General features: G+C 62.4%; 16 protein-coding genes. 5 read left to right on the top strand and 11 right to left on the bottom strand.

From position 1 onward, the window contains the following. Window positions 1-20 precede the first annotated feature (20 nt). Window positions 21-464 carry a MarR family winged helix-turn-helix transcriptional regulator gene (locus tag LH365_RS11975; RefSeq protein WP_226743863.1) on the bottom strand — a complete coding sequence of 148 codons (444 nt, stop codon included), beginning with the start codon at window positions 462-464 and terminating at the stop codon, window positions 21-23. A 95-nt stretch (window positions 465-559) separates the two neighbouring features. On the opposite strand from LH365_RS11975, the gene LH365_RS11980 reads away from it, so the two are divergent. Then, complete coding sequence (locus LH365_RS11980; RefSeq protein ID WP_226743864.1) at window positions 560-1,030, top strand: nuclear transport factor 2 family protein; 471 nt, start codon at window positions 560-562, stop codon at window positions 1,028-1,030. A 157-nt stretch (window positions 1,031-1,187) separates the two neighbouring features. On the opposite strand, the gene LH365_RS11985 is transcribed toward LH365_RS11980, so the two are convergent. Next, the gene (locus LH365_RS11985) at window positions 1,188-2,777 is read right to left on the bottom strand and encodes a sodium/sugar symporter (RefSeq protein WP_226743865.1); all 1,590 of its coding nucleotides are present in this window, start codon (window positions 2,775-2,777) and stop codon (window positions 1,188-1,190) included. A gap of 151 nt (window positions 2,778-2,928) precedes the next feature. On the opposite strand from LH365_RS11985, the gene LH365_RS11990 reads away from it, so the two are divergent. After that, window positions 2,929-3,771: a ThuA domain-containing protein gene (locus tag LH365_RS11990; RefSeq protein WP_226743866.1), complete on the top strand. Its 843-nt coding sequence runs from the start codon at window positions 2,929-2,931 to the stop codon at window positions 3,769-3,771. 35 nt (window positions 3,772-3,806) lie between these two features. Here the strand turns inward: LH365_RS11990 and LH365_RS11995 are convergent, their stop codons facing one another. The 9 genes from LH365_RS11995 to LH365_RS12035 form a co-directional block, all read right to left on the bottom strand. Beyond that, window positions 3,807-6,392, bottom strand: a complete 2,586-nt coding sequence (locus tag LH365_RS11995; RefSeq protein WP_226743867.1) for an exo 1,3/1,4-beta-D-glucan glucohydrolase — start codon at window positions 6,390-6,392, stop codon at window positions 3,807-3,809. Between the two features lie 658 nt (window positions 6,393-7,050). Continuing rightward, the gene (locus LH365_RS12000) at window positions 7,051-8,097 is read right to left on the bottom strand and encodes a LacI family DNA-binding transcriptional regulator (RefSeq protein WP_226743868.1); all 1,047 of its coding nucleotides are present in this window, start codon (window positions 8,095-8,097) and stop codon (window positions 7,051-7,053) included. Window positions 8,098-8,261: 164 nt separating this feature from the next. Then, window positions 8,262-8,891: a bifunctional 4-hydroxy-2-oxoglutarate aldolase/2-dehydro-3-deoxy-phosphogluconate aldolase gene (locus LH365_RS12005; protein ID WP_226743869.1), complete on the bottom strand. Its 630-nt coding sequence runs from the start codon at window positions 8,889-8,891 to the stop codon at window positions 8,262-8,264. 153 nt (window positions 8,892-9,044) lie between these two features. Beyond that, window positions 9,045-10,061, bottom strand: a complete 1,017-nt coding sequence (locus LH365_RS12010) for a glucokinase (protein WP_226743870.1) — start codon at window positions 10,059-10,061, stop codon at window positions 9,045-9,047. 6 nt (window positions 10,062-10,067) lie between these two features. After that, on the bottom strand, window positions 10,068-11,885 hold the full coding sequence (gene edd / locus LH365_RS12015) for a phosphogluconate dehydratase (protein WP_226743871.1): 1,818 nt from the start codon (window positions 11,883-11,885) through the stop codon (window positions 10,068-10,070). Window positions 11,886-11,917: 32 nt separating this feature from the next. Beyond that, window positions 11,918-12,655 carry a 6-phosphogluconolactonase gene (gene pgl, locus LH365_RS12020; RefSeq protein WP_226743872.1) on the bottom strand — a complete coding sequence of 246 codons (738 nt, stop codon included), beginning with the start codon at window positions 12,653-12,655 and terminating at the stop codon, window positions 11,918-11,920. Beyond that, a complete protein-coding gene (gene zwf / locus LH365_RS12025; protein WP_226743873.1) occupies window positions 12,648-14,126 on the bottom strand; it encodes a glucose-6-phosphate dehydrogenase in 1,479 nt (492 codons plus the stop codon). The genes pgl and zwf overlap by 8 nt, the downstream gene beginning before the upstream one ends. Before the next feature lie 230 nt (window positions 14,127-14,356). Then, the gene (gene ppc / locus LH365_RS12030; protein WP_226743874.1) at window positions 14,357-17,029 is read right to left on the bottom strand and encodes a phosphoenolpyruvate carboxylase; all 2,673 of its coding nucleotides are present in this window, start codon (window positions 17,027-17,029) and stop codon (window positions 14,357-14,359) included. Window positions 17,030-17,363: 334 nt separating this feature from the next. Further along, window positions 17,364-17,768: a group III truncated hemoglobin gene (locus LH365_RS12035; protein ID WP_226743875.1), complete on the bottom strand. Its 405-nt coding sequence runs from the start codon at window positions 17,766-17,768 to the stop codon at window positions 17,364-17,366. 164 nt (window positions 17,769-17,932) lie between these two features. On the opposite strand from LH365_RS12035, the gene LH365_RS12040 reads away from it, so the two are divergent. The 3 genes from LH365_RS12040 to LH365_RS12050 all read left to right on the top strand — a co-directional run bounded on the left by LH365_RS12040 (window position 17,933) and on the right by LH365_RS12050 (window position 21,964). Then, on the top strand, window positions 17,933-18,538 hold the full coding sequence (locus LH365_RS12040) for a hypothetical protein (protein ID WP_226743876.1): 606 nt from the start codon (window positions 17,933-17,935) through the stop codon (window positions 18,536-18,538). 144 nt (window positions 18,539-18,682) lie between these two features. Continuing rightward, the gene (gene pepN, locus LH365_RS12045; protein WP_226743877.1) at window positions 18,683-21,286 is read left to right on the top strand and encodes an aminopeptidase N; all 2,604 of its coding nucleotides are present in this window, start codon (window positions 18,683-18,685) and stop codon (window positions 21,284-21,286) included. A 129-nt stretch (window positions 21,287-21,415) separates the two neighbouring features. After that, window positions 21,416-21,964, top strand: coding sequence for a response regulator (locus LH365_RS12050; protein ID WP_226743878.1), 549 nt, complete (start codon window positions 21,416-21,418; stop codon window positions 21,962-21,964). The last annotated feature ends 57 nt before the right edge of the window (window positions 21,965-22,021 follow it).

Genomic DNA, 22,021 nt, shown 5'->3' on the forward strand with positions numbered 1-22,021 from the left:
GGAATGCTCAAATTCCGTCGCTATCTCAAAGCAGCGGCGAGAGCGATCAAGGTAGCCCGCAGGTCGCGGATGCGGTCCTCACCGACCAGCGCCGCGCAGCGAGTTTCAAATTCCAGACTGATGCCGATCAGGTGCGATCGAACGCTCAGACCCCGTTCGGTCAGCATGACGCGCTTGGCGCGCCCGTCCTGCGGGTCCGGCCCGATCGTCACATAACCGAGCGCCTCCAGATCGGCGGTCAGATAGGCCATGCTCTGCTTGGTCATCTGCGCTGCTTCGGCCAGGTCCGACACGCGCGCCCCTTCGGGCGTCACATAACGGAACAGGCTCGAATGGGCCGGGCGAATGTCAGGGAAGCCGTGCGCCGCAAGGCTGGCATAGACTTCCTTTTGCAGCAGTTCGTAGGGCTGGCGCAGCAACTGGCCAAGGGTCGGGGTTTCGCTGAAAGGGGGCACATTACGCATAATTAAGGCGATAGCAGATTGACAGACAAACTGTCCATATATAAGCGACGCTCAGTTAGTCAGATTATCTGTCTTTTATTGAAACAGGATACGCTATGACCGCCTTCGCCTATAAGTTACCCGACCATGACCGCACGGAAGCCCCGATGACCCGCGACCAGATCCTCCAGCGCAATCTCGACATCGTCGACGCCCATATGAAGGGCGAAGGCCAAGACCCGGCCTCGGTCATGGACCTCTACACCGACGACATCGTGCTGGAGATGCCGACCCGCGGCATGACCCTCACCGGCAAGGCCGCCATCGAGGCCAATTACCGCCGCATGTTCGGCGCGATGGAGTTGCTGGGGTTCGAACCGATCGACCGCTTTGCCACCGAAGACCGCGTGGTCGACGACTGCCGCGTGCGTTTCAAACTGCTGCGCGAAGGTTTCGACAAGGCACCTCTGCCTATCGGCTCGACCGTTGAACTGCGCCTCGTCCATATCTTCCATCTGCGCGACGGCCTGATCTGCCATGAGACCGTGGTCGAGGGCTGGACGCAGATCGAAGAACCTTCCCGATGACCGCGCGCTGGTTCCTGCGTCTGACTGTCGGCGGTTCGGTCATCACCTTCGGTTCGATGCTGCTCTTTGTATGGATCGTCTTCCGCCACACGGGGCTACAACGGGCATAAAAAAAAGCGCCCTTCGCAGGGCGCTTTTTCTTTTCCGGCGCGACAGTCTACCAAAGCAGGCCATAGAGCGCGACCAGCACGATCACCACGCCGATGGCCAGCACATTGAACGCCGTCGAGGTCTTGAAGCTCACCCCTTCCAGCGTCAGGGTCGAGACCGGCTTCCGGTTCGGCACGATCAGCGACACCAGCACGCATAGGGCCAGCGACGCCAGGAAGACATAGCCGACGCGGTCCATGAACGGCACGTCGGGCAGGACGTATTTGGCGACGGTCGACAGGATGACCGACGCCGCCACGGCGACGAAGGCCCCGGCGGTCGAGCAACGCTTCCAGAACATGCCGAGAGCGAAGATGACCACGATCCCCGGCGTGAAGAAGCCGGTGAATTCCTGGATGAACTGGAAGGCCTGATCGGTCTTGCCCAGCAGCGGTTGCGCCACGGCCATGGCCACGATCACCGACACCACCGAGGCGATGCGGCCTACGGTGACCAGCTTCTGATCCGGGATGTCCTTCTTCAGCGGCGCGACCACATCCAGCGTGAAGATGGTCGAGATCGAATTGATCTTCGACGCCAGCGAGGCGACGATCGCCGCCACCAGCGCCGCGAAGACCAGCCCCAGCAGGCCGTTCGGCAGAAGCTGCATCATGGCCGGATAGGCGTGATCGGCCTTTTCGATATTCGGCGCAAGGATCAGCGCCGCGAGGCCCGGAAACACCACGATCACCGGCATCAGCAGCTTGAGATAGGCCGCAAACGCAATGCCCTTCTGCGCCTCGCCCAGCGACTTGGCCGCCAGCGCGCGCTGGATGATGTACTGGTTGAAGCCCCAGTAGGAGATGTTCATGATCCACAGGCCGCCGACCAGAACGGCGATGCCGGGCAAGTCCATATAGTGCGGCGAGTCCTTCGACAGGATCATGTCGAAATGTTCGGGGAACTGCGTGTAGAGCGTATTCAGACCGCCCATGACGCCCGCTTCTCCGCCGATCTTCGAAAAGGAGATAAAAACGATGATCAGGCCGCCGAGGATCAGCAGGAACACCTGCACGATGTCGGTCAGGGCCACGGCCTTCAGACCGCCATTGATCTGATAGGCCAGAGCGAACAGGCCTATGGCGATAATAGCGTAAATGGGCTCGACGCCGGTGACGCCTGAGATCGCCGTGGCCCCGAGCCACAGGATCGAGGTCAGGTTGACGAACACGTACAGCACCAGCCAGAAGATGGCCATCAGGTACTTCACGCTGGGGCCGAACCTCTGTTCCAGGAAGCCGGGCATGGTCATGACGCCGTTCTTGATGAAGACCGGCAGGAAATACTTGCCCACAATGATCAGGGTGATCGCCGCCATCCATTCGTAGGAGGCGATGGCCAGACCGATGCGGAAACCGGAACCCGACATGCCGATGATCTGCTCGGCCGAGATATTGGCGGCGATGAGCGACGCCCCGATGGCCCACCACGGCAACTGATTGCCGGCGAGGAAATAGCCCTTGGAGGTGACCGCCTCGTTGGTCTTGCGGCGCGACACCACCTGCGCCAGAATGAAGATGCCGACGATATAGGCCAGCAGTATGTAGAGATCGATGTCGGCCAGTATGTTGGTCGACGGTAGATAGCTTGACAGCATGACTGCCCCCTGTTTGTTTTTGCAGCGTCTGTTGCGCTACAATTGTCACACAATTAATCGAAATTTACGATTTGGCAATGTGCAATCGACGGCATGAACCCTCGTCCGCGTTATCAATAATAATCGGCATTTATAACAACCGGGAGAAACCATGCTGCGCTTCGTTGCGGTCACCGCCGCCCTCACCCTGAGCTTCGCCGCCGCCCCTGCCCTTGCTGAAACCAAACCCATCAAGGTGCTGATCGTCAGCGGCGGGTGCTGTCACGACTATCCGCAGCAGCGCGAGATACTGGAAACCGGGCTGAAGGCGCGGCTCAAGGTCGAGGTGTCGCACCTCTATTACGACCCGAAACCCGGCGAACAGGCGACGCGCCCCAAACTGCCCCTCTTCTCCGATCCGAACTATGGCGACGGATATGACGTGATCGTGCACAACGAATGCGCCGCCGATGAAAGCGATCCGGCCGTGCTCGATGCCGTTCTGGCCCCGCACCAAAAGGGCGTGCCGGGCGTCAACCTGCACTGCGCCATGCACTCCTATCGTTCGGGTGCCTACCGTCAGCCGGTCGCAGCCGGTGACGCCAATGCGCGCTGGTTCGAATATGTCGGCATCCAGTCGTCGGGCCACGGGCCGCAGTCGCCGATCACTCTGAGCATCGCCGATGCGGCCCATCCGATCACGCGCGGCCTCAGCGGTTGGACGACGACGAAGGACGAGCTTTACAACAACCTCACCCAGTTCGGCGTGACGCCGTTGATCACCGGCATTCAGCCCGAAGCCGTCAAGCCGGAAGAGCGCAGTCTGCGTTACACGGTGGCGTGGACGCACAGCTATGGCCCGAAACAGGCGCGCGTCTTTTCGACGACGCTGGCTCACAATGAGGCCAATATGCGCGAAGCCGCCTATCTCGATCTGGTGGCCCGCGGCGTGGCCTGGGCTACCGGGCATCTGACCGCAGACGGGCAGATCGATAAAAAATACGCGGCAGAGTGATCTGCCGCGTATCGTTTTCGGTCCTATGACTTAGCCTATTTCGGGCAGACTGCGTCGCCTTCGTTGGAGGCCAGCTTCACCGCCGTATAGGTCAGTTTCAGTGGCTGTTCGGAACGCAGCGCGAAGGGCATGCCGATCTGCGTCGTGTTCAGCCCGATCGCCGCGAAGCAGTTCAGCTTGACCTTCAGCGTATGGAACTGACCGTCGGCCTTGAGCAGCTTGGCCACATCCACCTGCTGATCGACGAAGCGGTCGCGACCCAGGGCCAGCATGACCGGGCCGGTCGGCGCCGAATCCAGCTTATAGGTGATGGAGATGGCCAGTTCACCCGTCGTCTGACGGCTGAGGTCAACCGTATCGCCAGCGAAATAGGCTTCGCCCTTGCCCTGACCGGTGAAGGTCAGCAGGCGGCCATTTTCCTGAGCCCCGGCATCGACCGTCGCCTGAGTGACCACGCCCTTGGGCGATTTGAGAGTGCCGTGATCGCCCTCGACTGCGCCATCCGTATCGGCGAGGTAGAACTTCCACGGGGCCCGCACGCGACCGGCGTTGAAATAGGTGTCGACATTGACCACGCCGGCGTCTTTCAGACCGGCCTCTTCCGACAGGGGCAGAAGGTCGCCCTTATCGGCATAGGTCAGGCCGTAGCCATAGGCGAACAGCGGATCGTAGCCCGGCGTGCCGACATTGAGCGGCAGACCGGTGGCGGTCTTCGGCCACGAGAAGCTGAGCTTGCCCTTGAAGTCGTTGCGCGCCTTGCCGGCCTTGTCGCCGATCAGCACGTCGGCCACGCCCCCGCCTTCAGTACCCGGCAGGAAGGCCGCGACGAAGGCGTCCGACGCGTTGATTTCCGGGTTCACCCACATCGGACGGCCCGACAGGAAGACGGTGACGACCGGAATGCCGGCCTTTTTGAGCTTCTTGATCAGCGCCAGATCCTTGCGGTCGCCCGGCTGATAGTCCAGCGTCGGACGGTCGCCCTGGAATTCGGCATAGGGGTCTTCGCCGACCACGACGATGGCGACGTCCGGCTTCTTGCCCTTATAAGTACCGTCGGCCGACAAGGTGGCCTTGCCGCCCGACGCCTTCACCGCCTCGCTGATGCCGCCGAAGATCGACTGACCGTTGGGGAAGTCGGAATTGGCATTGCCCGTGCCCTGCCAGGTAATGGTCCAGCCGCCCGACTGCTTGCCGATATTGTCGGCGCCGTCACCGGTGACCAGCACGTTCGCGCCGCCCTTGACCGGCAGCAGAGAGCCGTTGTTCTTCAGCAGGACCAGAGATTCACGCACGGCCTGACGGGCCACGGCGCGGTTTTCGGCCTTGCCCAGATTCTCCCAGTGACCGGCAATCGCGCGATCCTTAGGCGCGCCCAGGGTGAACAGACCGCCCTTGATCTTGGCGCGCAGAATGCGGCGCACGGCGTCATCGAGGCGCGCTTGCGAGATTTCGCCCGACTTCACCTGAGCCAGGGTGTTCTCGTAGATGCCCTTCCACGAATCCGGGGCCATGAACATGTCGATGCCGGCATTGAAGGCCTGCGGACAGGAAACCGTGGTGCAGCCCGGCACCTGACCTTGCGCGTTCCAGTCGGAAACGACGAAGCCGTTGAAGCCCATGCGGTGCTTGAGCACGTCGGTCAGCAGATATTTGCTGCCGGTCAGCTTCTCGCCGTTCCAGCTCGAAAACGACGCCATGACCGACAGGGCCCCGGCTTCGATCGACGGCGGGTAACCGGCATTGTGGATGTTGGCCAGTTCCTCTTCGCTGATCTGGGCGTCGCCCTGATCCTTGCCGTTCAGCGTGCCGCCGTCGCCAAGGAAGTGCTTGGCCGAGGCCATGATATGACCCGGCTGGATGCCTTCGTCGCCGCCCTTTTCGCCCTGCAGGCCCTCGACCACCTTGCCGGCGAAGGCCGCCACATCGGCGGGGTTTTCGGAATAGGACTCATAGGCGCGGCCCCAGCGCTTGTCGCGCGACACGGCCACGGTCGGGGCGAAGGTCCAGTCGACGCCCGCCAGCGACATCTCGTAGGCGGTGACGCGGGCGATGTCCTTCATCAGTTGCGGATTGCGCGTGGCGCCCAGACCGACATTGTGCGGGAAGATGATGGCGCCGACGAGGTTCGAGTGACCGTGCACGGCGTCGATGCCGAACAGCAGCGGGATGCGGGTCTTCGACGGATATTCGAGCGAGGCGCGCCAGTAGGCGTCGGCCAGATCGAGCCATTCCTGCGGCGTGGCGCGCTCATTGCCGCCGGGCGACGAGTTGCCGCCGGCGAGGATCGAGCCCAGCGGATACGTTTTCAGGTCTTCCGGCTTCACGGCGGAAATGTCGCCCTGCACGGTCTGACCGACCTTCTCCTCGACGGTCATGTCGGCCATGATGGCGTCGATCTTCGCCTCGACATCGGCGTCGATCAGACCGGCGTCCTTGGTCGTCGGCCATACCGGATTGACCCTCACCTCGGCCGGTTCCGCCGCCGCGACGGGGGCCGCGGTGGCGGGTTCAGCCGTGCCGCTCTTATCGATAATGGTGACGCAGCCCGAAGTCGCCAGCGCCGTCAGCAAAAGGCCTGCGGACACGCCGCCTTTCAGCGCGCCCTTCAAAGATTTCCGCATGTCTTCTCTTCCTTCTTCCCGCAGCGTTTGAACGCCGGTCTTTATTTGTATCCCAAGCGCTTGAGGGCATGAAATCCCCTCTGGCATTCACACTTAATGACAGCGCTATCAGATAGCGTCAAGTCGCGAGCGGCGCTCAGGCCCGCCATTCGCACGGGTGAAAACGATTTTACTACCTCATCCGTCAAAAAGGGCTGCGCCTTTAAATTATTGACATAAAGAGGATTTCGGCGCGGTTTTTCACGTCTGCGCCGAAAATCGACACGCTTAATCGCCGGCAATGTCAAAAACATGCTTGACAGCGCTGTCAGATTAAAGCAAATTCGAGTTACCCGTTGGTGCTCCTTTTTGAACGGTCCCTCCGACCGTTCGAATCCGAGTTTAAGATCCTGGCTGAGCGCGACTTCTTTCCCTTTTTCACGGTCGCGCGTCCGCAGGGTTTTAAATCGTCATCTGGATTTGGCATTATTCAGATGGCAATGGCCTTATATCCGGCAGCCCGGTTTTTCCGGACTGCCGGTTTTTTTTTACTCAAATCCGGAAATTAGAGCGCAATCCGATAAAGTGGGCACCACTTTTCGGAAAAATTGCGCGACCACTCAAAAACTGAGAGCGAGATGATGTTTCCACTTTAAATCATTTCGCTCTGGCCTCGAAATCAGGCTCTACGCACCGACTGGCGTTCGATCAGCGCAAACGGCAGCAGCCGGTCGGGCGATACCCCCTCTTCGACCTCTTCCCGCGTCAGCAGAATATCGGCGGCGGCATAGGCCAGGGCTTCGACCGGCTGGCGGATGGTGGTGACGTGCGGCCAGACCAGCATCGCGCCCGGCACATCGTCGAACCCCGTGATTGAAACCTCGTCAGGGACCCGGATACCGGCCTGCTGAGCCGCCGCCATGACGCCGAAGGACATGTAGTCGTTGGAGGAAAAAACCGCCGTCGGCCGGGTCTTTTCGGCGAACAGGGCGCGCCCGGCCTCGACGCCGGATTCGTAGGAGAAATAGCCCTGCTTGATCCATTCCGGACGCGGCTCAATCCCGCTTTCGCGCAAGCCCCGCACGAAACCTTCATAGCGTTGATGGCTGCCCCCGTGTTCGGGGTGCCCCATAATAAAGCCGATATCCTTATGCCCCATGCCGATCAGGTGCCGGGTCATCTCATAGGCGGCCTGGGTCTCGTCCATGCGTACGCAGGGCGAACGGCCCGGATTGAGGAAGGGCGAAACCCGCACATAGGGCACGCCCGCGGCTTCGATGGCGTGCAGCACCACCGCCATGTCGCACAAAGGCGGCGTCAGGATGACGCCGTCGAGACGGATGGTGGCCAGCAGGCTCGAAATCTTCGACACCAGATCCGGCGCATGGCTGTCCTGCGGCTCGATCAGCAGGTGATAGCCCTCTTCGCGTGCCCGCGTAATGACGCCGCGCTGCATGTCGGTGATGTAGGCGGCGTTGGGGTTGTCGTAGAACAGGCCGATCAGGAAACTGCGCGAGCCGGCCAGCGAGCGGGCCAGCAGGTTCGGACGGTAATGCAGCAGATTGGCGGCTTCCTGAACCTTCTGCCGCGTTTCGGGCCGCACATTGGGTTCGTTGTTCATAACGCGCGAGACGGTCTTGATCGACACGCCCGCCAGCCGCGCCACGTCGTTGATGGTCGAGGTGCCTCCTGCGCCCGGCACGCCGCGGTCCTTCGGTGTTCTCATGCCCGAAGTCCCTTCGTGCGGTGTTTATGCTGCGCGGCCAATCCCCTGATTCCCTTCGTGTCCTTTTTGGTCAGACCAAAGAAGAACGGCGCAGCCCCTCTTGTCAAGAAGACTGCGCCGTTATGCTTCGTATCTGAACCTGACTGATGAGAATATCTGTCTTACTAACCGGCGAACTTTTGCACCGCTTCGGCCGCCAGCCTGGAAATCTCGGCCCACTGGCCTTCCTTCATCGCCTTTTCCGGCGCAACCCACGAGCCCCCGACGCACAGGACATTGTCCAGCGCCAGAAAGTCGGCTGCATTATTGAGGCCGATGCCGCCGGTCGGGCAGAACTTGACCTGCGGCAGCGGGCCGCCGATGCCCTTCAGCATGGGCACGCCGCCGGCAGGCACCGCCGGGAAGAACTTCAGACGCTCGAAGCCCCATTCCAGCGCCTTCATCACTTCCGAAGCCGTGGAAACGCCCGGCAGCAGCGGCAGAGCATCCTGCTTGGCCAGAGTCTTGGTCAGGCCCGGCGACACGCCGAACTTGGCGCCGGCTTCAGCGGCCTTTTCGGCGTCCCTGGGGGTCAGCAGGGTGCCCGCGCCGACGATGGCGTCGGGACGCTCCTTGGCGATCAGGCGGATGGCGTCCAGCGCGCAGTCGGTGCGCAGGGTTATTTCCAGCACCTTGATGCCGCCGGCCATCAGGGCGTCGGCCAGAGGCAGGGCCATCTCGATGTCAGGGATGACCATGACCGGCAGGACAGGTCCGGTGGTCATGATGGAGTGAACGTCGAGCGGCTTGGTCATGGCATTTCCTTGTTAATTATCCGCCCCTGCAAAGCGGGGGAGGTGTCAGCGAAGCTGACGGAGGAGGCGTTCTTTGCGTAACCTGCCCCTCCGCCCCTTCGTGGTCCCCTCCCCCGTACGCTTCGCTACAGGGGAGGATGTTATGCTGTGGCACTAAGCCGTTATCTCGGCATCCGTCAAGGCGTTCGCAGCCCCGACCAGGGCGGCGCATTCGTGGGTAATCACCCGCGACGGAATGGTCTCAACCAGAGCCGTCATCGGGGCCTTGGCCTCCATGCGCGCCCGGAAACGGCTCTCATCGATATAGCGCAGCAGTTTCGGCGTGATGCCGCCGGCGATGAACATGCCGCCCGTCGCGCCGTGGAACAGGGCGAGGTCGCCGCAGACGGAGGCCAGAATGTCGAGGAAGGTTTCCACCGTATAGCGAGACCCCTGCGCGTCAGGACCGTCCAGATGCGTGATCTGGGCCGGGGTCAGGTCCAGCGTCGGTTCGCCACGCACATTGGTCACGGCCCTGTACAGATTGACGAGGCCCGGACCCGACAGGACCATTTCGATGGTCACCCGGCCGTGCTTTTTCGACAGGAAGCGGTGGATTTCGCGTTCGAAATCGTTGACCGGCGCCCAGGACGGGTGCCCGCTCTCGGTAGACAGGCAATAGGGACCGTGCGGTCCGTCGATCAGCACCGAAGCGCCGAAGCCCGTCCCCGCGCCCATGACCGACAGCGGCCCCGGCTTGGCGGTCTTTACCGGACCGATGGTCCGGGTATCTTCGTCGGTCAGGTGCGGCAGGGAATAGGCGATCGAGGCCAGATCGTTGATCAGGCGGGATTTGCGCGCGCCCGTATGCCTGGCCAGTTCCGTTTCGGTGACCAGCCAGTCGAGATTGGTGAACTTTATGCTGCCGTCCACCACCGGGCCGGCCACGGCGGCCACGGCGAAGTCGAACTCAGGACGCGCGTCGAGCCCTTTCAGATAGTCGCCGATGACTTCATAGAGATCGTTATAGCCGTGCGTCTCGAAGCTTTTGAAATCCGACAGCTTGGTATGGCCGTCGCCGCGTTCGGCTACGGCAAAGCGCGCATTGGTTCCGCCGATATCACCGACAAGGCCTTTGAACACCTGAGACGAGGCTGAAAAAGTGGTCTGATTGTCAAAAAGCGCCGTCATTATACCTTACCAGAAAACGGAACCGCCCGAGACGGCTTCGCCGACCAGACGCCTGAACGGCGCGAACAGTTCTCGCCCCAGACCGTTGGCATCCGCCGGTCGGGGCGCGCTTTCCCGCGCCATCAATTGCGCTTCATCACCTATGAAGCTCAGGTTCCCGTTTTCACAGTCAACGCGCACTATATCCCCTGACCGTAGTTTTGAGATCGGTCCGCCGTCAACGGCTTCTGGGGTCAAATGTATGGCTGAGGCCACCTTACCACTGGCCCCCGACATGCGTCCATCCGAGACGAGGGCCACCTTGCGGCCCTGATCCAGCATGGCCGACAGCGAGGGCGTCAGGCTGTGCAACTCAGGCATACCATTGGCTTTTGGCCCCTGAAAACGCACAACGCAAATGAAATCGCCTTCCGGGAGCGCATTTTCCTTGAACGCCTTCAGGAAATCGTCCTGATCGTCAAAAACCGCGCACGGGCCTTCGATGAAGCGATGCTCCGGCTTGACCGCCGAAATCTTGGTCACCGCCACGCCGAGATTGCCGGTCAGTTCGCGCAGGCCCCCTTCGGGCGAGAAGGGATTGGTCACGGGGCGCAGAATGTCGGCGTCCAGCGTTTCCGCCGGGGCGTCGATCCACACCAGCTCGCCATCGCGTAAGGTAGGCTCCTTGCCATAGGCGGCCAGACCCTTGCCCCAGATGGTGTTGACGTCGGCGTGGAGCAGGCCGGCGGATAGCAGTTCCTTGATCACGAAACCCATGCCGCCCGCGGCGTGGAAGTGGTTCACATCGGCCGAGCCGTTGGGATAGACGCGCGCCAGCAGCGGCACGACGCCCGACAGATCGTTCATATCCTCCGGCTTGAGGATGATGCCCGCCGCGCGCGCCATGGCCGGCAGGTGCAGGGCGTGATTGGTCGAGCCGCCGGTGGCCAGAAGGCCCACCACGCCGTTGACGATGGCGCGTTCGTCGATGACATCGGCCATATAGGCCGGCGCATCGCTCAGGGCCGAGGCCCTGGCGGCGCGTTCGACCGCGGCGCGGGTCAGGGCGTCGCGCAGTTCGCCGCGCGGCGGCACGAAGGCCGCGCCCGGCACGTGCAGGCCCATGATTTCCATCAGCATCTGGTTGGAATTGGCCGTGCCGTAGAAGGTGCAGGTGCCTTCGGCGTGATAGGACGCCATTTCGGCAGCCAGCAGCGCGTCGCGGCCGACCTCGCCCTTGGCGTACTGGGTGCGAATCCTGGCCTTTTCCGGATTGGGCAGGCCCGACGACATCGGACCCGACGGCACGAAGATGACCGGCAGGTGCCCGAAGGCCAGCGCGCCCATCACCAGACCCGGCACGATCTTGTCGCAGATGCCCAGCATCAGGGCGGAATCGAAGGCGTCGTGGCTGAGCGCGATAACCGTGCCCATGGCGATGACGTCGCGGGAGAACAGGCTCAACTCCATGCCCGGCTTGCCCTGGGTCACGCCGTCGCACATGGCGGGCACGCCGCCGGCGACCTGAGACGTGGCGCCTGAATGACGGGCGTAGTCGAGTATTTTTTCCGGATAACGGTAATAGGGCGCGTGCGCCGACAGCATGTCATTATAGGCGGTGACCACGCCGATATTCGGCACCTTGTCCAGCGCCAGAGACAGCTTGTCCGCCTCGGTCATCGGCGCGGCGACGTGGGCGTAATTGGCGCAGGACAGTTTCTTGCGGCGCGGCTCGCGCGACTTGTAACGCTCGACGCGCGCCAGATATTCTGTGCGCGTGGCCTTCGACCGCTCGATGATGCGATCGGTGACAGATTTGAGGACGGGATGAAGCTCGGTGGTCATTTTTTATCGTTTCGCTGTGGAGTTTCCGGCCCTTACGGACACCAGACGATGTCGATGGGCACGGGGCATTGGGCGAGGAATGCGCCTATGGGCGCAGTACCGGGATCGGGGTCGGCGACGGCGGCTTTCAGCGCCTCAAGCTTTTCCTGACCGGTAATGTATAGCACGATGCGGCGGGAGCCGTTGAGGGCCTTCACGCTCAATGTGATGCGCGGAAGCTTGGGTTCAGTCCCGCCCGTCGCCGGTTCGACCGGCAGGACCAGCGTTTCGGTGTCGTAGACCGTGGCGTTGATCGGATGGCCGGGGAAGATCGAGGCGTAGTGCTTGTCCGGCCCCATACCCATCAGGGTCAGATCGAATGCGGGCGCTTCGCCGGCGTTGAAACCTCTTAGCAGAGCTTCAGCCTTTTCAGCGGACGCACCGGCATCATTGATGTCGCGGATCAGGGTTTCGAACACCATGCCTTTGGCGATCACCGGCGCGGCGGCTTCGGCCATCATCTTTGTGTTGGACGCCGCGTCATCGACGGGCACGAAGCGCTCATCGACCTGAGACAGGATGACCTTGTCCCACGGCAGGTCGAGCGTATCGAGTTGCTGATAGACGGGCTTGGGCGTGCCGCCCCCTGCCCCGATCCACAGCGCCCGGCCGCGTTCGGCAATGGCGGCGGACAGCGCCTCACCGATGGCGGCGAGGACGGCTTTTTCCGCCTGCGCCGCGCTGGCGAAAGACCGTACCGCGTGCTTACCGAAGGTGAGCGCCTCAGTCATTCCACACCCGCTTGTCGCGGTCGAGCAGCATATAGGCGCTCATCGGGCCATTGGTCCCGGCGGGATAGATTTGCGGCTTGGGATAGGCTTCGGCCCACGCGGCCGAAATGCCATCGACCCAGGCCCAGGCGGCTTCGACTTCGTCACGGCGGACGAAGGCGGCGTTGTTGCCGTTCAGCGCGTCGAGGATCAGGCGCTCATAGGCGATGCGGCGGCGCGGCGGCTTGTCGCCGTTCCCGTCGAACGCGCTTTGCAGCGACAGCGACAGGTCGAGCGGCTGAAGCTGCATCCCGTCGGCACTGAGGCCGGGGGCTTTGTTCATCACCGTCAGCTTGATGTCTTCGTCGGGTTGCAGGCGGATGACCAGACGGTTCGGCTGAGCCGACGCGCCGAAGATCGAATGCGGCACCGGCCGGAACTGGATCACCACCTCGGTGGTGCGCGACGGCAGGGTCTTGCCGGTGCGCAGATAGAAGGGCGTGCCGGCCCAGCGCCAGTTGGCGATCTCGGCCTTGATGGCGACATAGGTTTCGGTGTTCGACGGCGAGCCCTTTTCGGCCTCGTAACCGGCGACCTGCTTGCCTTCGGCAAAGCCCGGACCGTACTGGCCGCGCGCGGTGACGTCGCGCACGTTCTCGGCGGTGATAGGTTTCAGAGAGCGCAGCACCTTGACCTTTTCGTCGCGCAGGGCGTCGGCATTGAAGTTCGACGGCGGCTCCATGGCCAGCAGGCAGACCAGTTGCAGCAGGTGGTTCTGCACCATGTCGCGCAGCGCGCCGTAATCGTCGTAATAGCCGAGGCGGTCGCCCGTGCCGACGGTTTCGGACACCGTCACCTGAACGTGGTCGATCGACTGAGCGTTCCACAGGGGCTCGAACACGGTATTAGCGAAGCGCAGGGCCAGCAGGTTCTGCACCGTCTCCTTGCCGAGATAGTGGTCGATACGGAAGGTGCGCGCTTCATCGAAGGCGTGGGCGACCGAGTCGTTGATGACCTTCGAAGACGGCAGATCGCGGCCCAGCGGCTTTTCGATAATGACGCGGTTCGGGGCCTTGCTCAGGCCGGCGGCTTCCAGATGCTCGCAGATCGGCTTGAACAGCGACGGCGAGACGGAGAGGAAATAGACGACCTCCAGCGCATCGACCTCACCCAGTTCGGCCTTCAGCTTGGCGCCCCATTCCGGGTCGGAGGCGTCGAGCGCGATATGGCTGAGGCGCGGCAGGAAACGGTCGAGCGTGGCGGTTTCGAGATCGCCGCCGATGCGCTTTTGCACGGCGGTGCGCACGCGCTCGACAAAGGCCGCGCGGTCCACCGCTTCACGCGCCACGGAGACGATGCGCAGATCGTTGGCCAGAAACCCGTCCTGATCGAGCATGGCCAGAGACGGCCACAACATGCGCAGGGCCAGATCGCCGGTGCCGCCAACGAGGACGAAGACGGGTTTACGAACGGAGGAGGTCGATGGGCTCACAATAGGGTTCCTGGGTCTTTGCGTGGTGGCGTCCAGCCTTTGAGGCGGGCGTTTTTATGCGGACGACACGGCGCGTCAAAAATATTTGACAGCGCTGTCATAACCCCCGCACGCCCTCAGGTCAAGCCGCGATTTACGCTTTTGGCCTAAACGGTTTTCCTTAAGAAAACGATAGAGAATCGAGGCTTCGCGGCAAAGGTAGGCGGAAGTCGTGACAGTTTCGAGTAACCTTACCCCGTATTGCGCAAAGCCGAGGCTATGCCGTTGACCGTCAGTTGCATGGCCAGCTTGACCAGCTTGTGCTGATTGCCCTCCCGGCGCTTCTTGAGCAGCTTGACCTGCATGCGGTTCAGTGTCTGCAACAAGGCGCTGGAACGCTCGATCGAGCCGCGCAACTGTTCGTGCGTGGACAGCAGCGTCCCGGCCTTGCGGATACGCTTGGCCAGATCGCTCATCTCGGCGTGCTCCTGACGGATGGTGGCGAAGATGCGCTGCGCTTCTTCCGGATTGGTGGCCATACCTGCATAAAGCGCGGCCATTTCCATGTCCGACTTGGCCAGCGCCATTTCCATATTGGCCAGGAAGACCTCGAAGAAATCCCACTCGTTACACATGTCGATCAGGGTCTGATCGTCCACGCCCAGTTTCTTGACTGCCGCGTTGAAGCCGTAGAAGCCCGGCAGCACCATGCGCGACTGCGACCACGAAAATACCCATGGAATGGCGCGCAGGTCCTCGATCTTGCCCGACTTGGTGCGCGAGGCCGGGCGCGAGCCGATCTTGAGGTCGGAAATTTCCGAAATCGGCGTCACCGAACGGAAGAATTCCAGAAAATGCGGGTCGTCATAGACCAGGCCGCGATAGGCTTCGAACGAGGCCTGACACAGCTTGTCCATCAGCGGCGCGTACTTGGCCTCGGCCTCCGCCTCCTTGGTGTGGTGCGCGTCGCGCTCTTTCACGGGAAGCGAGGCGAGGAAGACGGCGGCGGCGAACGAGTCGAGCGTCTTGCCCGCCGTGGTCTTGTTGCCGAACTTGCGCGCGATCATCTCGCCCTGTTCGGTGACGCGGATCTGACCGCCGACCGTGCCTTCGGGCTGAGCCATGATAGCGTTGAACGACGGCCCGCCACCGCGTCCGACCGAGCCGCCGCGACCGTGGAACAGGCGCAGGGCCACGCCCTTCTGATTGCACACCGCCTTGATGGCCGAGGACGCCTTGTGCAGGCTCCAGCGCGAGGCCGTGTAACCGCCGTCCTTGTTCGAATCCGAATAGCCGAGCATGACCTCCTGCACCGCCGGACGCCCCATCAGCGAGCGCATGGCCGGTAAGCCGAGCCAGCGCTTCATGATGTCCGGCGCGGCCTCAAGGTCTTCGATGGTCTCAAACAGCGGCGAAACGCGAATCATGGTGTGCGGCGAAGGCCCGCCATAGACGAGGCCTGCCTGTTTCAGCAGCACCAGCGGCTCCAGGATGTCGGACACCGACTTGGCCATCGACACCACATAGGCCCCGATGGCGTCGGGCCCGAAGGTGCGGATCACCTCGGCCGCCGCGTCGATGATGCGCAGTTCGCGGCGCGTCTCGTCGGAATATTTGGCGAAGGGCCAGCGCAACAGACGATCATTGGTCAGTTCGGCCACCAGCGCCGAGACGCGCTCATTCTCCGACAGGGCGGTATAGTCGAGCAGTTCCGACGACTGGGCGAACAGTTCGGCGATGACCCGCTCATGGATGGCGGAGTTCTGACGCATGTCGAGCGACAGCAGGTGGAAACCGCAGGAGCGGGCGATCTGGATGGTGGTCTTCAGCGTGCGCCCGACCAGCCGCTTGCCGCCGGACTCGATCAGCGAATCGCGGATGATCAGCAGGTCGCGCACGAAATTGTCCGACGTCTCATAGGCCCCGGCCAGCGGTGAAGCCAGCGGATGCGGCAGCTTGAGGATGGCCTGCGACGTCGAGGCCAGCCGCGTCTTGATGAAGGTCAGCGCGCGGCGATAGGGCTCATCGACGCGGTGGACATTGGTGTCCGACGACTTGCGCGCCAGTTCCAGCAGGGCGTCGGTGACCGGCGCCAGTTCCTCGGACAGGGTCAGTTCGATATCGAGCTTGTCGAGTTGCTGGAAATAGAAGTCGAGCACCAGCTTCGCCTGATTGTGGAAGGCGAAGTTCATGGTGGTGTCGTCGACGTGCGGGTGGCCGTCGCGGTCGCCGCCGATCCACGAACCGAGCTTCAGCACGCTGGGAAGTTCGCCGTCCAGCTCGATTTCACGGTTCCAGTCGCCATAAAGCTCGACCAGCGCCGGCAGGATGGCGCGGCGCACCGCCCCCAGCGAGTTCTGGATTTCGTCGCCGACCGTGATGCGTTCGGGGCGGTTGAGGCGGGTGTTGAACAGCAGCGCCACGGCGCGGAACAGGTCTTCTTCCAGCGCCTTCCTGTCCGAAGCGCGCGTCGTACGCTCATAGGCCGAGAGGAACTGCGTGATGTCGTATTCGCGCTCCACCACCGAGGCGCGGCGCATTTCGGTGGGGTGAGCGGTAAAGACCGGCGAGGCGAGGATGCCGTTCAGGGTGTCTTCGATCTCGGCCTGCGAATAGCCCTTGTCGCGCGCCTGAGCCACGGCATTGGCCAGGGTAATGGCCTCCTGCGTGCCGGGAAAGGTCTCGACGCGCTTGAGATTGGCCACATCCTCGGACAAGACGGTCAGGGTCGACAGGCAGGTCAGGATGCGGGCGGCGTGGGCGGCCTCGGACTCGCTCAGATCGTCGACATCGGCGTCATCGGCGCGCAGGGCCTCGATCTTGGACAATACGCCGCCTCGGCCGAAGCTCCTGACCGCGTCGGTCAGGAAGCCTTCCAGCATGGCGGTGTTCTGCTTGACATGATCGATCATGGCGTCGGTCATCGCGGGGCCTCGTGCGCTAATATGTCGGTGCGGCTTAAGGACGTGTGCGGGAACCGGGCGGGTCTGACAGGCTGTCAGTTTCAGGCGGGGCTGAGGACACACAAAACCTGCCGACGGACGACAGACCTCAAGCGGGATTTTCTCCACCCTAGCGCAAAATTTGTGCGCCGCAAGAGCGGTCAGACGCAGATTTTTGCACCGCGATAATATGACGAATGATTACAAACGGTTGCCGGACACACACGTGTCAACAAAATTGGCGTGCGGCTAAATGTCTGACGATAAAGAGAAAAACAGGTTTAACTTGAAACATATACTGTATCCGAAGATAACGCTACCATTCGTTTGAAGGCCTTATCGTCTCCTGCATCGCCTGCGCGGCCTGAAACGATTGACCGATACGCCACGCCTTCTCCCGCAGCGCTTCGGCGCGCGGGGCGTCGAACATCTCGCCTGTCGTTTCCGCCCACAGATCGAGCCAACGGTCGAAGTGCGCGGCGCGCAGGGGGAGCGCCAGATGCTTGGGCAGGGGCCGGCCCTTGAACACCGGCATGTCCGGACGCGGGCCGTTCATCACGAGGCTCCAGAAGGTCGTCAGCATGTCGAAATGTTCGGGCCAGTCGTAGACCGCCGCCTCGAAAACCGGGCCCAGAAGGTCGTCGCCGCGCGCCCGCTCGTAGAAGCGTTCGACCAGCCGGCGCAGGTCATCAGGGGAATAGGTTGCATCGCTGATGGTCATGGTAAAACGCCGTTAACCCTTCTCTCTCATCAAATCCTAAAGCCTGCCTGTTAGGCTCAACCGTTGGCGCTATTTCCGACTAATATAGTCAGGCAATCGGCGCCATGCGACAAATTCGCCCGCGGGACACGGGCGTATCTTATCTGCGTAAAGGGACATGAGTAATGGCCAAGGCTATCTTTCACCGTCATCAGCGCGTCTATGTCGAGCCCGTAGGCACCTGGGCCGTCATCGAAGTGGTCAAGCCCGTGTGGGTCGCCGGCTTCGATGAGCCGATCCGCGTCACCTACGACTGCGGGCTGGGCCGCGATTTTCGCGCCGAAGAACTGACGGCGGAAACCGAAATCGAGTCCACGCCGGGCGAAGCGCCGGGCAATACGCCGTGGCGGCTGATGCGCGCGCGCAACCGCGTACAGGCGACCGAAGAATGCGCCCATCACCCCTATCCCGGCACCTATCCGGTCATCGTCACCGACCCCAACGACTGGGGCGGCTGGCGCGTGCCGGGCGCCGAATACGACCGCGATCCGGCCCTGATCGAAATGCAGGCCCGCCTGATCACCGCCGCCCCGCGCTTTTTCAAGCTGGCCCGCGAACTGAGCGACTATGTCAAGAGCGAGGCGTCCCCGCTCCTGCCTGAAGAGGTCGTGCGCATCGCCCGCCGCTTCGAGCAGTTGCGCCGCGTCATCGAAACGCCGCCGCCGGAAGCGCAGACGCGCCCTCTGGACCCCCAGTCGGAGCCGGAAGTCACGGCCACCGCTGCACAATAGGCCTTTTTAAGGCAGAGGGCGCGGCATACCCAATTTTCGGTATGCCCCCCTCATCTTTTTGCAAGACTATGTAAAAACGCGAAGCTAATCTGGGGCGGGCAGGTAATCTGATCCCGCCTTTTTTAGTTCTGCGAGACTGCGCGCATGTACCGTACCGATATCGCCCGTCCTATCCGCCTCACCGACTATCGCGCGCCGGATTTTCACATCACCGACACGCGGCTGGACTTCGACCTCCACCCGACGCAGACGCAGGTGAAGGCGACCTACAGCGTGGAACGCCGCGGCGCCGAAGATGCGCCGCTGGTGCTGCTGGGCGAGCGGCTGACGCTGAAAACCGTCCGTCTCGACGGCGCAGATCTGACGCCCGCCGACTATCAGGTGACCGCCGAAACCCTGACTATCAAAAGCGTACCGGATCGATTCAAACTGGAAATCGCGGTCGAGATCAATCCGCAGGACAACAAAACGCTGGAAGGCCTCTACATGTCCTCCGGCCGCTACTGCACCCAGTGCGAGGCCGAGGGTTTCCGCAAGATCGTCTACTTCCCCGACCGACCGGACGTGCTGTCGAAATATACGGTTCGCATGCGCGCCCCCAAAGCCGGCTTCCCGCGCCTTCTGTCCAACGGCAATCTGATCGAAACGGGTGAAGACGGCGACGCGCACTACGCCGTTTGGGAAGACCCCTTCCCCAAGCCGGCCTATCTGTTCGCGCTGGTCGCCGGCGAACTGGACGTGCTCGAAGACCGTTTCACCACGATGTCGGGCCGCACGGTCGAGCTGAAAATCTTCGTCGATACAGGCATGAGCGCGCGCGCCGAATACGCCATGGACGCGCTGAAACGCTCGATGAGGTGGGACGAAGACGCCTATGGCCGCGAATACGATCTCGACCTGTTCATGATCGTCGCCGTACGCGATTTCAATTTCGGCGCGATGGAAAACAAGGGTCTGAACATCTTCAACGCCTCGCTGCTGCTGGCCGATCCGGAAACGGCCACCGACCTCGATTACGAGCGCATCGAAAGCGTCGTCGCCCACGAATATTTCCACAACTGGTCCGGCAACCGCGTCACGTGCCGCGACTGGTTCCAACTGTGCCTCAAGGAAGGCCTGACCGTCTTCCGCGATCAAAGCTTTTCCGGCGATCAGCGCGGCCACGCGGTTCAGCGCATCAAGGACGTAAAAATGCTGCGCGCGCGGCAGTTCCCGGAAGACGCAGGGCCGCTGGCCCATCCGGTGCGCCCGGCCTCCTATCTGAAGATCGACAACTTCTACACCGCGACCATCTACGAAAAGGGCGCGGAAATCGTCGGCATGTTGAAAACCGTCGTCGGACCGGACGTCTATCGCCGCGCGCTCGACCACTATTTCGAGACGAATGACGGCACGGCGGCGACCCTGGAAGACTTTCTCACAAGCTTCGAGGCCGTAACGGGTGAAGATTTCGCCCCGTGGCTGAAATGGTACGTGCAGGCCGGCACCCCGACGCTCGGCATCGGCGTGACCTATGATGCCGCTTCGAAACGCCTGACGCTCAACCTGTCGCAGCAGACCCCGCCGACGCCGACCCAGGCCCACAAATCGCCTGTGCCCATTCCCGTGCGCCTCGGCCTGCTGACGCAAGACGGTGCGCCGTTAAGCTTCGTGCACGACGGCGCGACGGTGACAGACACCCTGTTCCTGCTGACCGGTGAGCGCGCGCAACTGATCTTCGAAGACGTCGCCGAAGCGCCGGTCGTCTCGGCCCTGCGCGGCTTCTCCGCCCCGGTGAAACTGAGGCTGGACGAGCCCGAAGCGCACCGTTTCGCCCGCTTCCGCGGCGATCCCGATCCGTTCAACCGCTGGGAAGCGGCCCAGAGCCTCGCCAAGGCGCTGATCCTTGATCCGCAGGGATCCGCCGCCGACTATGCCGAGGCCCTGCGCGCCACGCTGAGCGACGCGACGCTCGATGCGGCCTTCAAGGCGCTGATGACCGCCCTGCCGACCGAGATGGATCTGGCCCAGAGCCTGACGCCTGTCGATCCGGCCTTCATCCACGCTCGCCGCAAGGCCTTCAAGACCGAACTGGCGGCGGCGCTGAAAACCGATGCGCAGGCGCTATACGATGCCGTGCCGGCCGAAGTTCAATTCAGCCCGGACGCCGCCTCGGCGGGACGCCGCGCGTTGCGTAACGCGCTACTGGACCTGATCGTCTCAGTCGATCCGAACACGGCGACCACCCTCGCTGAGACACATTACCGATCCGCCACCAATATGACCGACATGATCGCCGGTCTGAACGCCCTGTCGCAAATCCACGGAGAGCCCTACCAACGGGCGCTGGACCACTTCTATGAGCGTTACAAGTTCGAGCCGCTGGTGCTCGACAAATGGTTCGCGGTGCAGGCCGCCTGCGCGCACCCCGAAACGCTGGAGCGCGTGCGCCGCCTGATCGCCCACCCCGATTTCGACCGCAAGGTGCCCAATCGCTGGCGCTCGGTGGCGCAGGCCTTCGCCGCCAACAATCCCGCCGTCTTCCACGATATTTCGGGCGAAGGCTACGCCTTCATCGCCGACGAGATCCTTAGTGTGGATCGCTTCAATCCCATGACGGCGGCGCGCCTGATCGAAGCCTTCGGCGGCTTCAAGCGTTATGCCGAGCCCCATGCAGGACTGATGAAGGCCGTGCTGGAGCGCATCGTGGCCACGGACGGGTTGTCCAAAAACGTGGCTGAGCTGGCCGGAAAGGCGCTGGCCGGCTAATGGCCTGTCGGCGACCCAGGCCTTGTCACAATCCTTAAGACATTGACAAACTTTACCGCTTAAAACCATCCACAGGGCCGCTCCCCACGGCCTGGATTGAGTATACGGCGTAAAGGGAGGCGATGGAAATTGGCTGGGCTTGAGCGCGTCCGGTTCATGGTGGTGGATGACAACACCCACATGATCCATATCGTCAAAACCATTCTGCGCGGCTTCGGCGCGGCGAATGTCTTCGAGGCGCGCGATGCAGGCGACGCCTTTCAACGTCTGCGCAACGACGCTATCGACATCGTTATCGTCGACTTCATGATGGAAGTGCTCGACGGGGTCGAGTTCGTGCACATGGTGCGCAATTCCTCCGACAGTCCCAACCGCTACGTGCCCATCATCATGCTGACGGCGCATTCCGAACGTTCGCGCGTCACCGCGGCCCGCGACGCCGGCGTCAACGAATTCTGCGCCAAGCCGGTGACGGCGCTGGAACTGTACAAGAAGGTCGCCGCCGTCATCGACCGTCCGCGCCCCTTCATCAAGACCGGTTCCTATTTCGGACCCGACCGCCGCCGTCGTCAGGACCCGAAATATCAGGGCCGCGAGCGCCGCGAAGGCTGGAGCGAGGATCACAAACCGCCAGCCAAGGATGGAACGCCGGTGACAGGCGAAAACGCTGCCGGATAAAGGACTGTCCACATGGGAGATTTTTTGCCCACAGCGCATTGAAGCCAAAGTCGTTTC

This window comes from Asticcacaulis sp. AND118 (genome assembly GCF_020535245.1).
GTDB lineage: Bacteria > Pseudomonadota > Alphaproteobacteria > Caulobacterales > Caulobacteraceae > Asticcacaulis.

Excerpts from the sequence above, each read along its gene's own strand:
- LH365_RS11975 (WP_226743863.1), bottom strand. The coding sequence starts at position 464 with ATGCGTAATGTGCCCCCTTTCAGCGAAACCCCGACCCTTGGCCAGTTG.
- LH365_RS11980 (WP_226743864.1), top strand. The coding sequence starts at position 560 with ATGACCGCCTTCGCCTATAAGTTACCCGACCATGACCGCACGGAAGCC.
- LH365_RS11985 (WP_226743865.1), bottom strand. The coding sequence starts at position 2,777 with ATGCTGTCAAGCTATCTACCGTCGACCAACATACTGGCCGACATCGAT.
- LH365_RS11990 (WP_226743866.1), top strand. The coding sequence starts at position 2,929 with ATGCTGCGCTTCGTTGCGGTCACCGCCGCCCTCACCCTGAGCTTCGCC.
- LH365_RS11995 (WP_226743867.1), bottom strand. The coding sequence starts at position 6,392 with ATGCGGAAATCTTTGAAGGGCGCGCTGAAAGGCGGCGTGTCCGCAGGC.
- LH365_RS12000 (WP_226743868.1), bottom strand. The coding sequence starts at position 8,097 with ATGAGAACACCGAAGGACCGCGGCGTGCCGGGCGCAGGAGGCACCTCG.
- LH365_RS12005 (WP_226743869.1), bottom strand. The coding sequence starts at position 8,891 with ATGACCAAGCCGCTCGACGTTCACTCCATCATGACCACCGGACCTGTC.
- LH365_RS12010 (WP_226743870.1), bottom strand. The coding sequence starts at position 10,061 with ATGACGGCGCTTTTTGACAATCAGACCACTTTTTCAGCCTCGTCTCAG.
- edd (WP_226743871.1), bottom strand. The coding sequence starts at position 11,885 with ATGACCACCGAGCTTCATCCCGTCCTCAAATCTGTCACCGATCGCATC.
- pgl (WP_226743872.1), bottom strand. The coding sequence starts at position 12,655 with ATGACTGAGGCGCTCACCTTCGGTAAGCACGCGGTACGGTCTTTCGCC.
- ppc (WP_226743874.1), bottom strand. The coding sequence starts at position 17,029 with ATGACCGACGCCATGATCGATCATGTCAAGCAGAACACCGCCATGCTG.
- LH365_RS12035 (WP_226743875.1), bottom strand. The coding sequence starts at position 17,768 with ATGACCATCAGCGATGCAACCTATTCCCCTGATGACCTGCGCCGGCTG.
- LH365_RS12040 (WP_226743876.1), top strand. The coding sequence starts at position 17,933 with ATGGCCAAGGCTATCTTTCACCGTCATCAGCGCGTCTATGTCGAGCCC.
- pepN (WP_226743877.1), top strand. The coding sequence starts at position 18,683 with ATGTACCGTACCGATATCGCCCGTCCTATCCGCCTCACCGACTATCGC.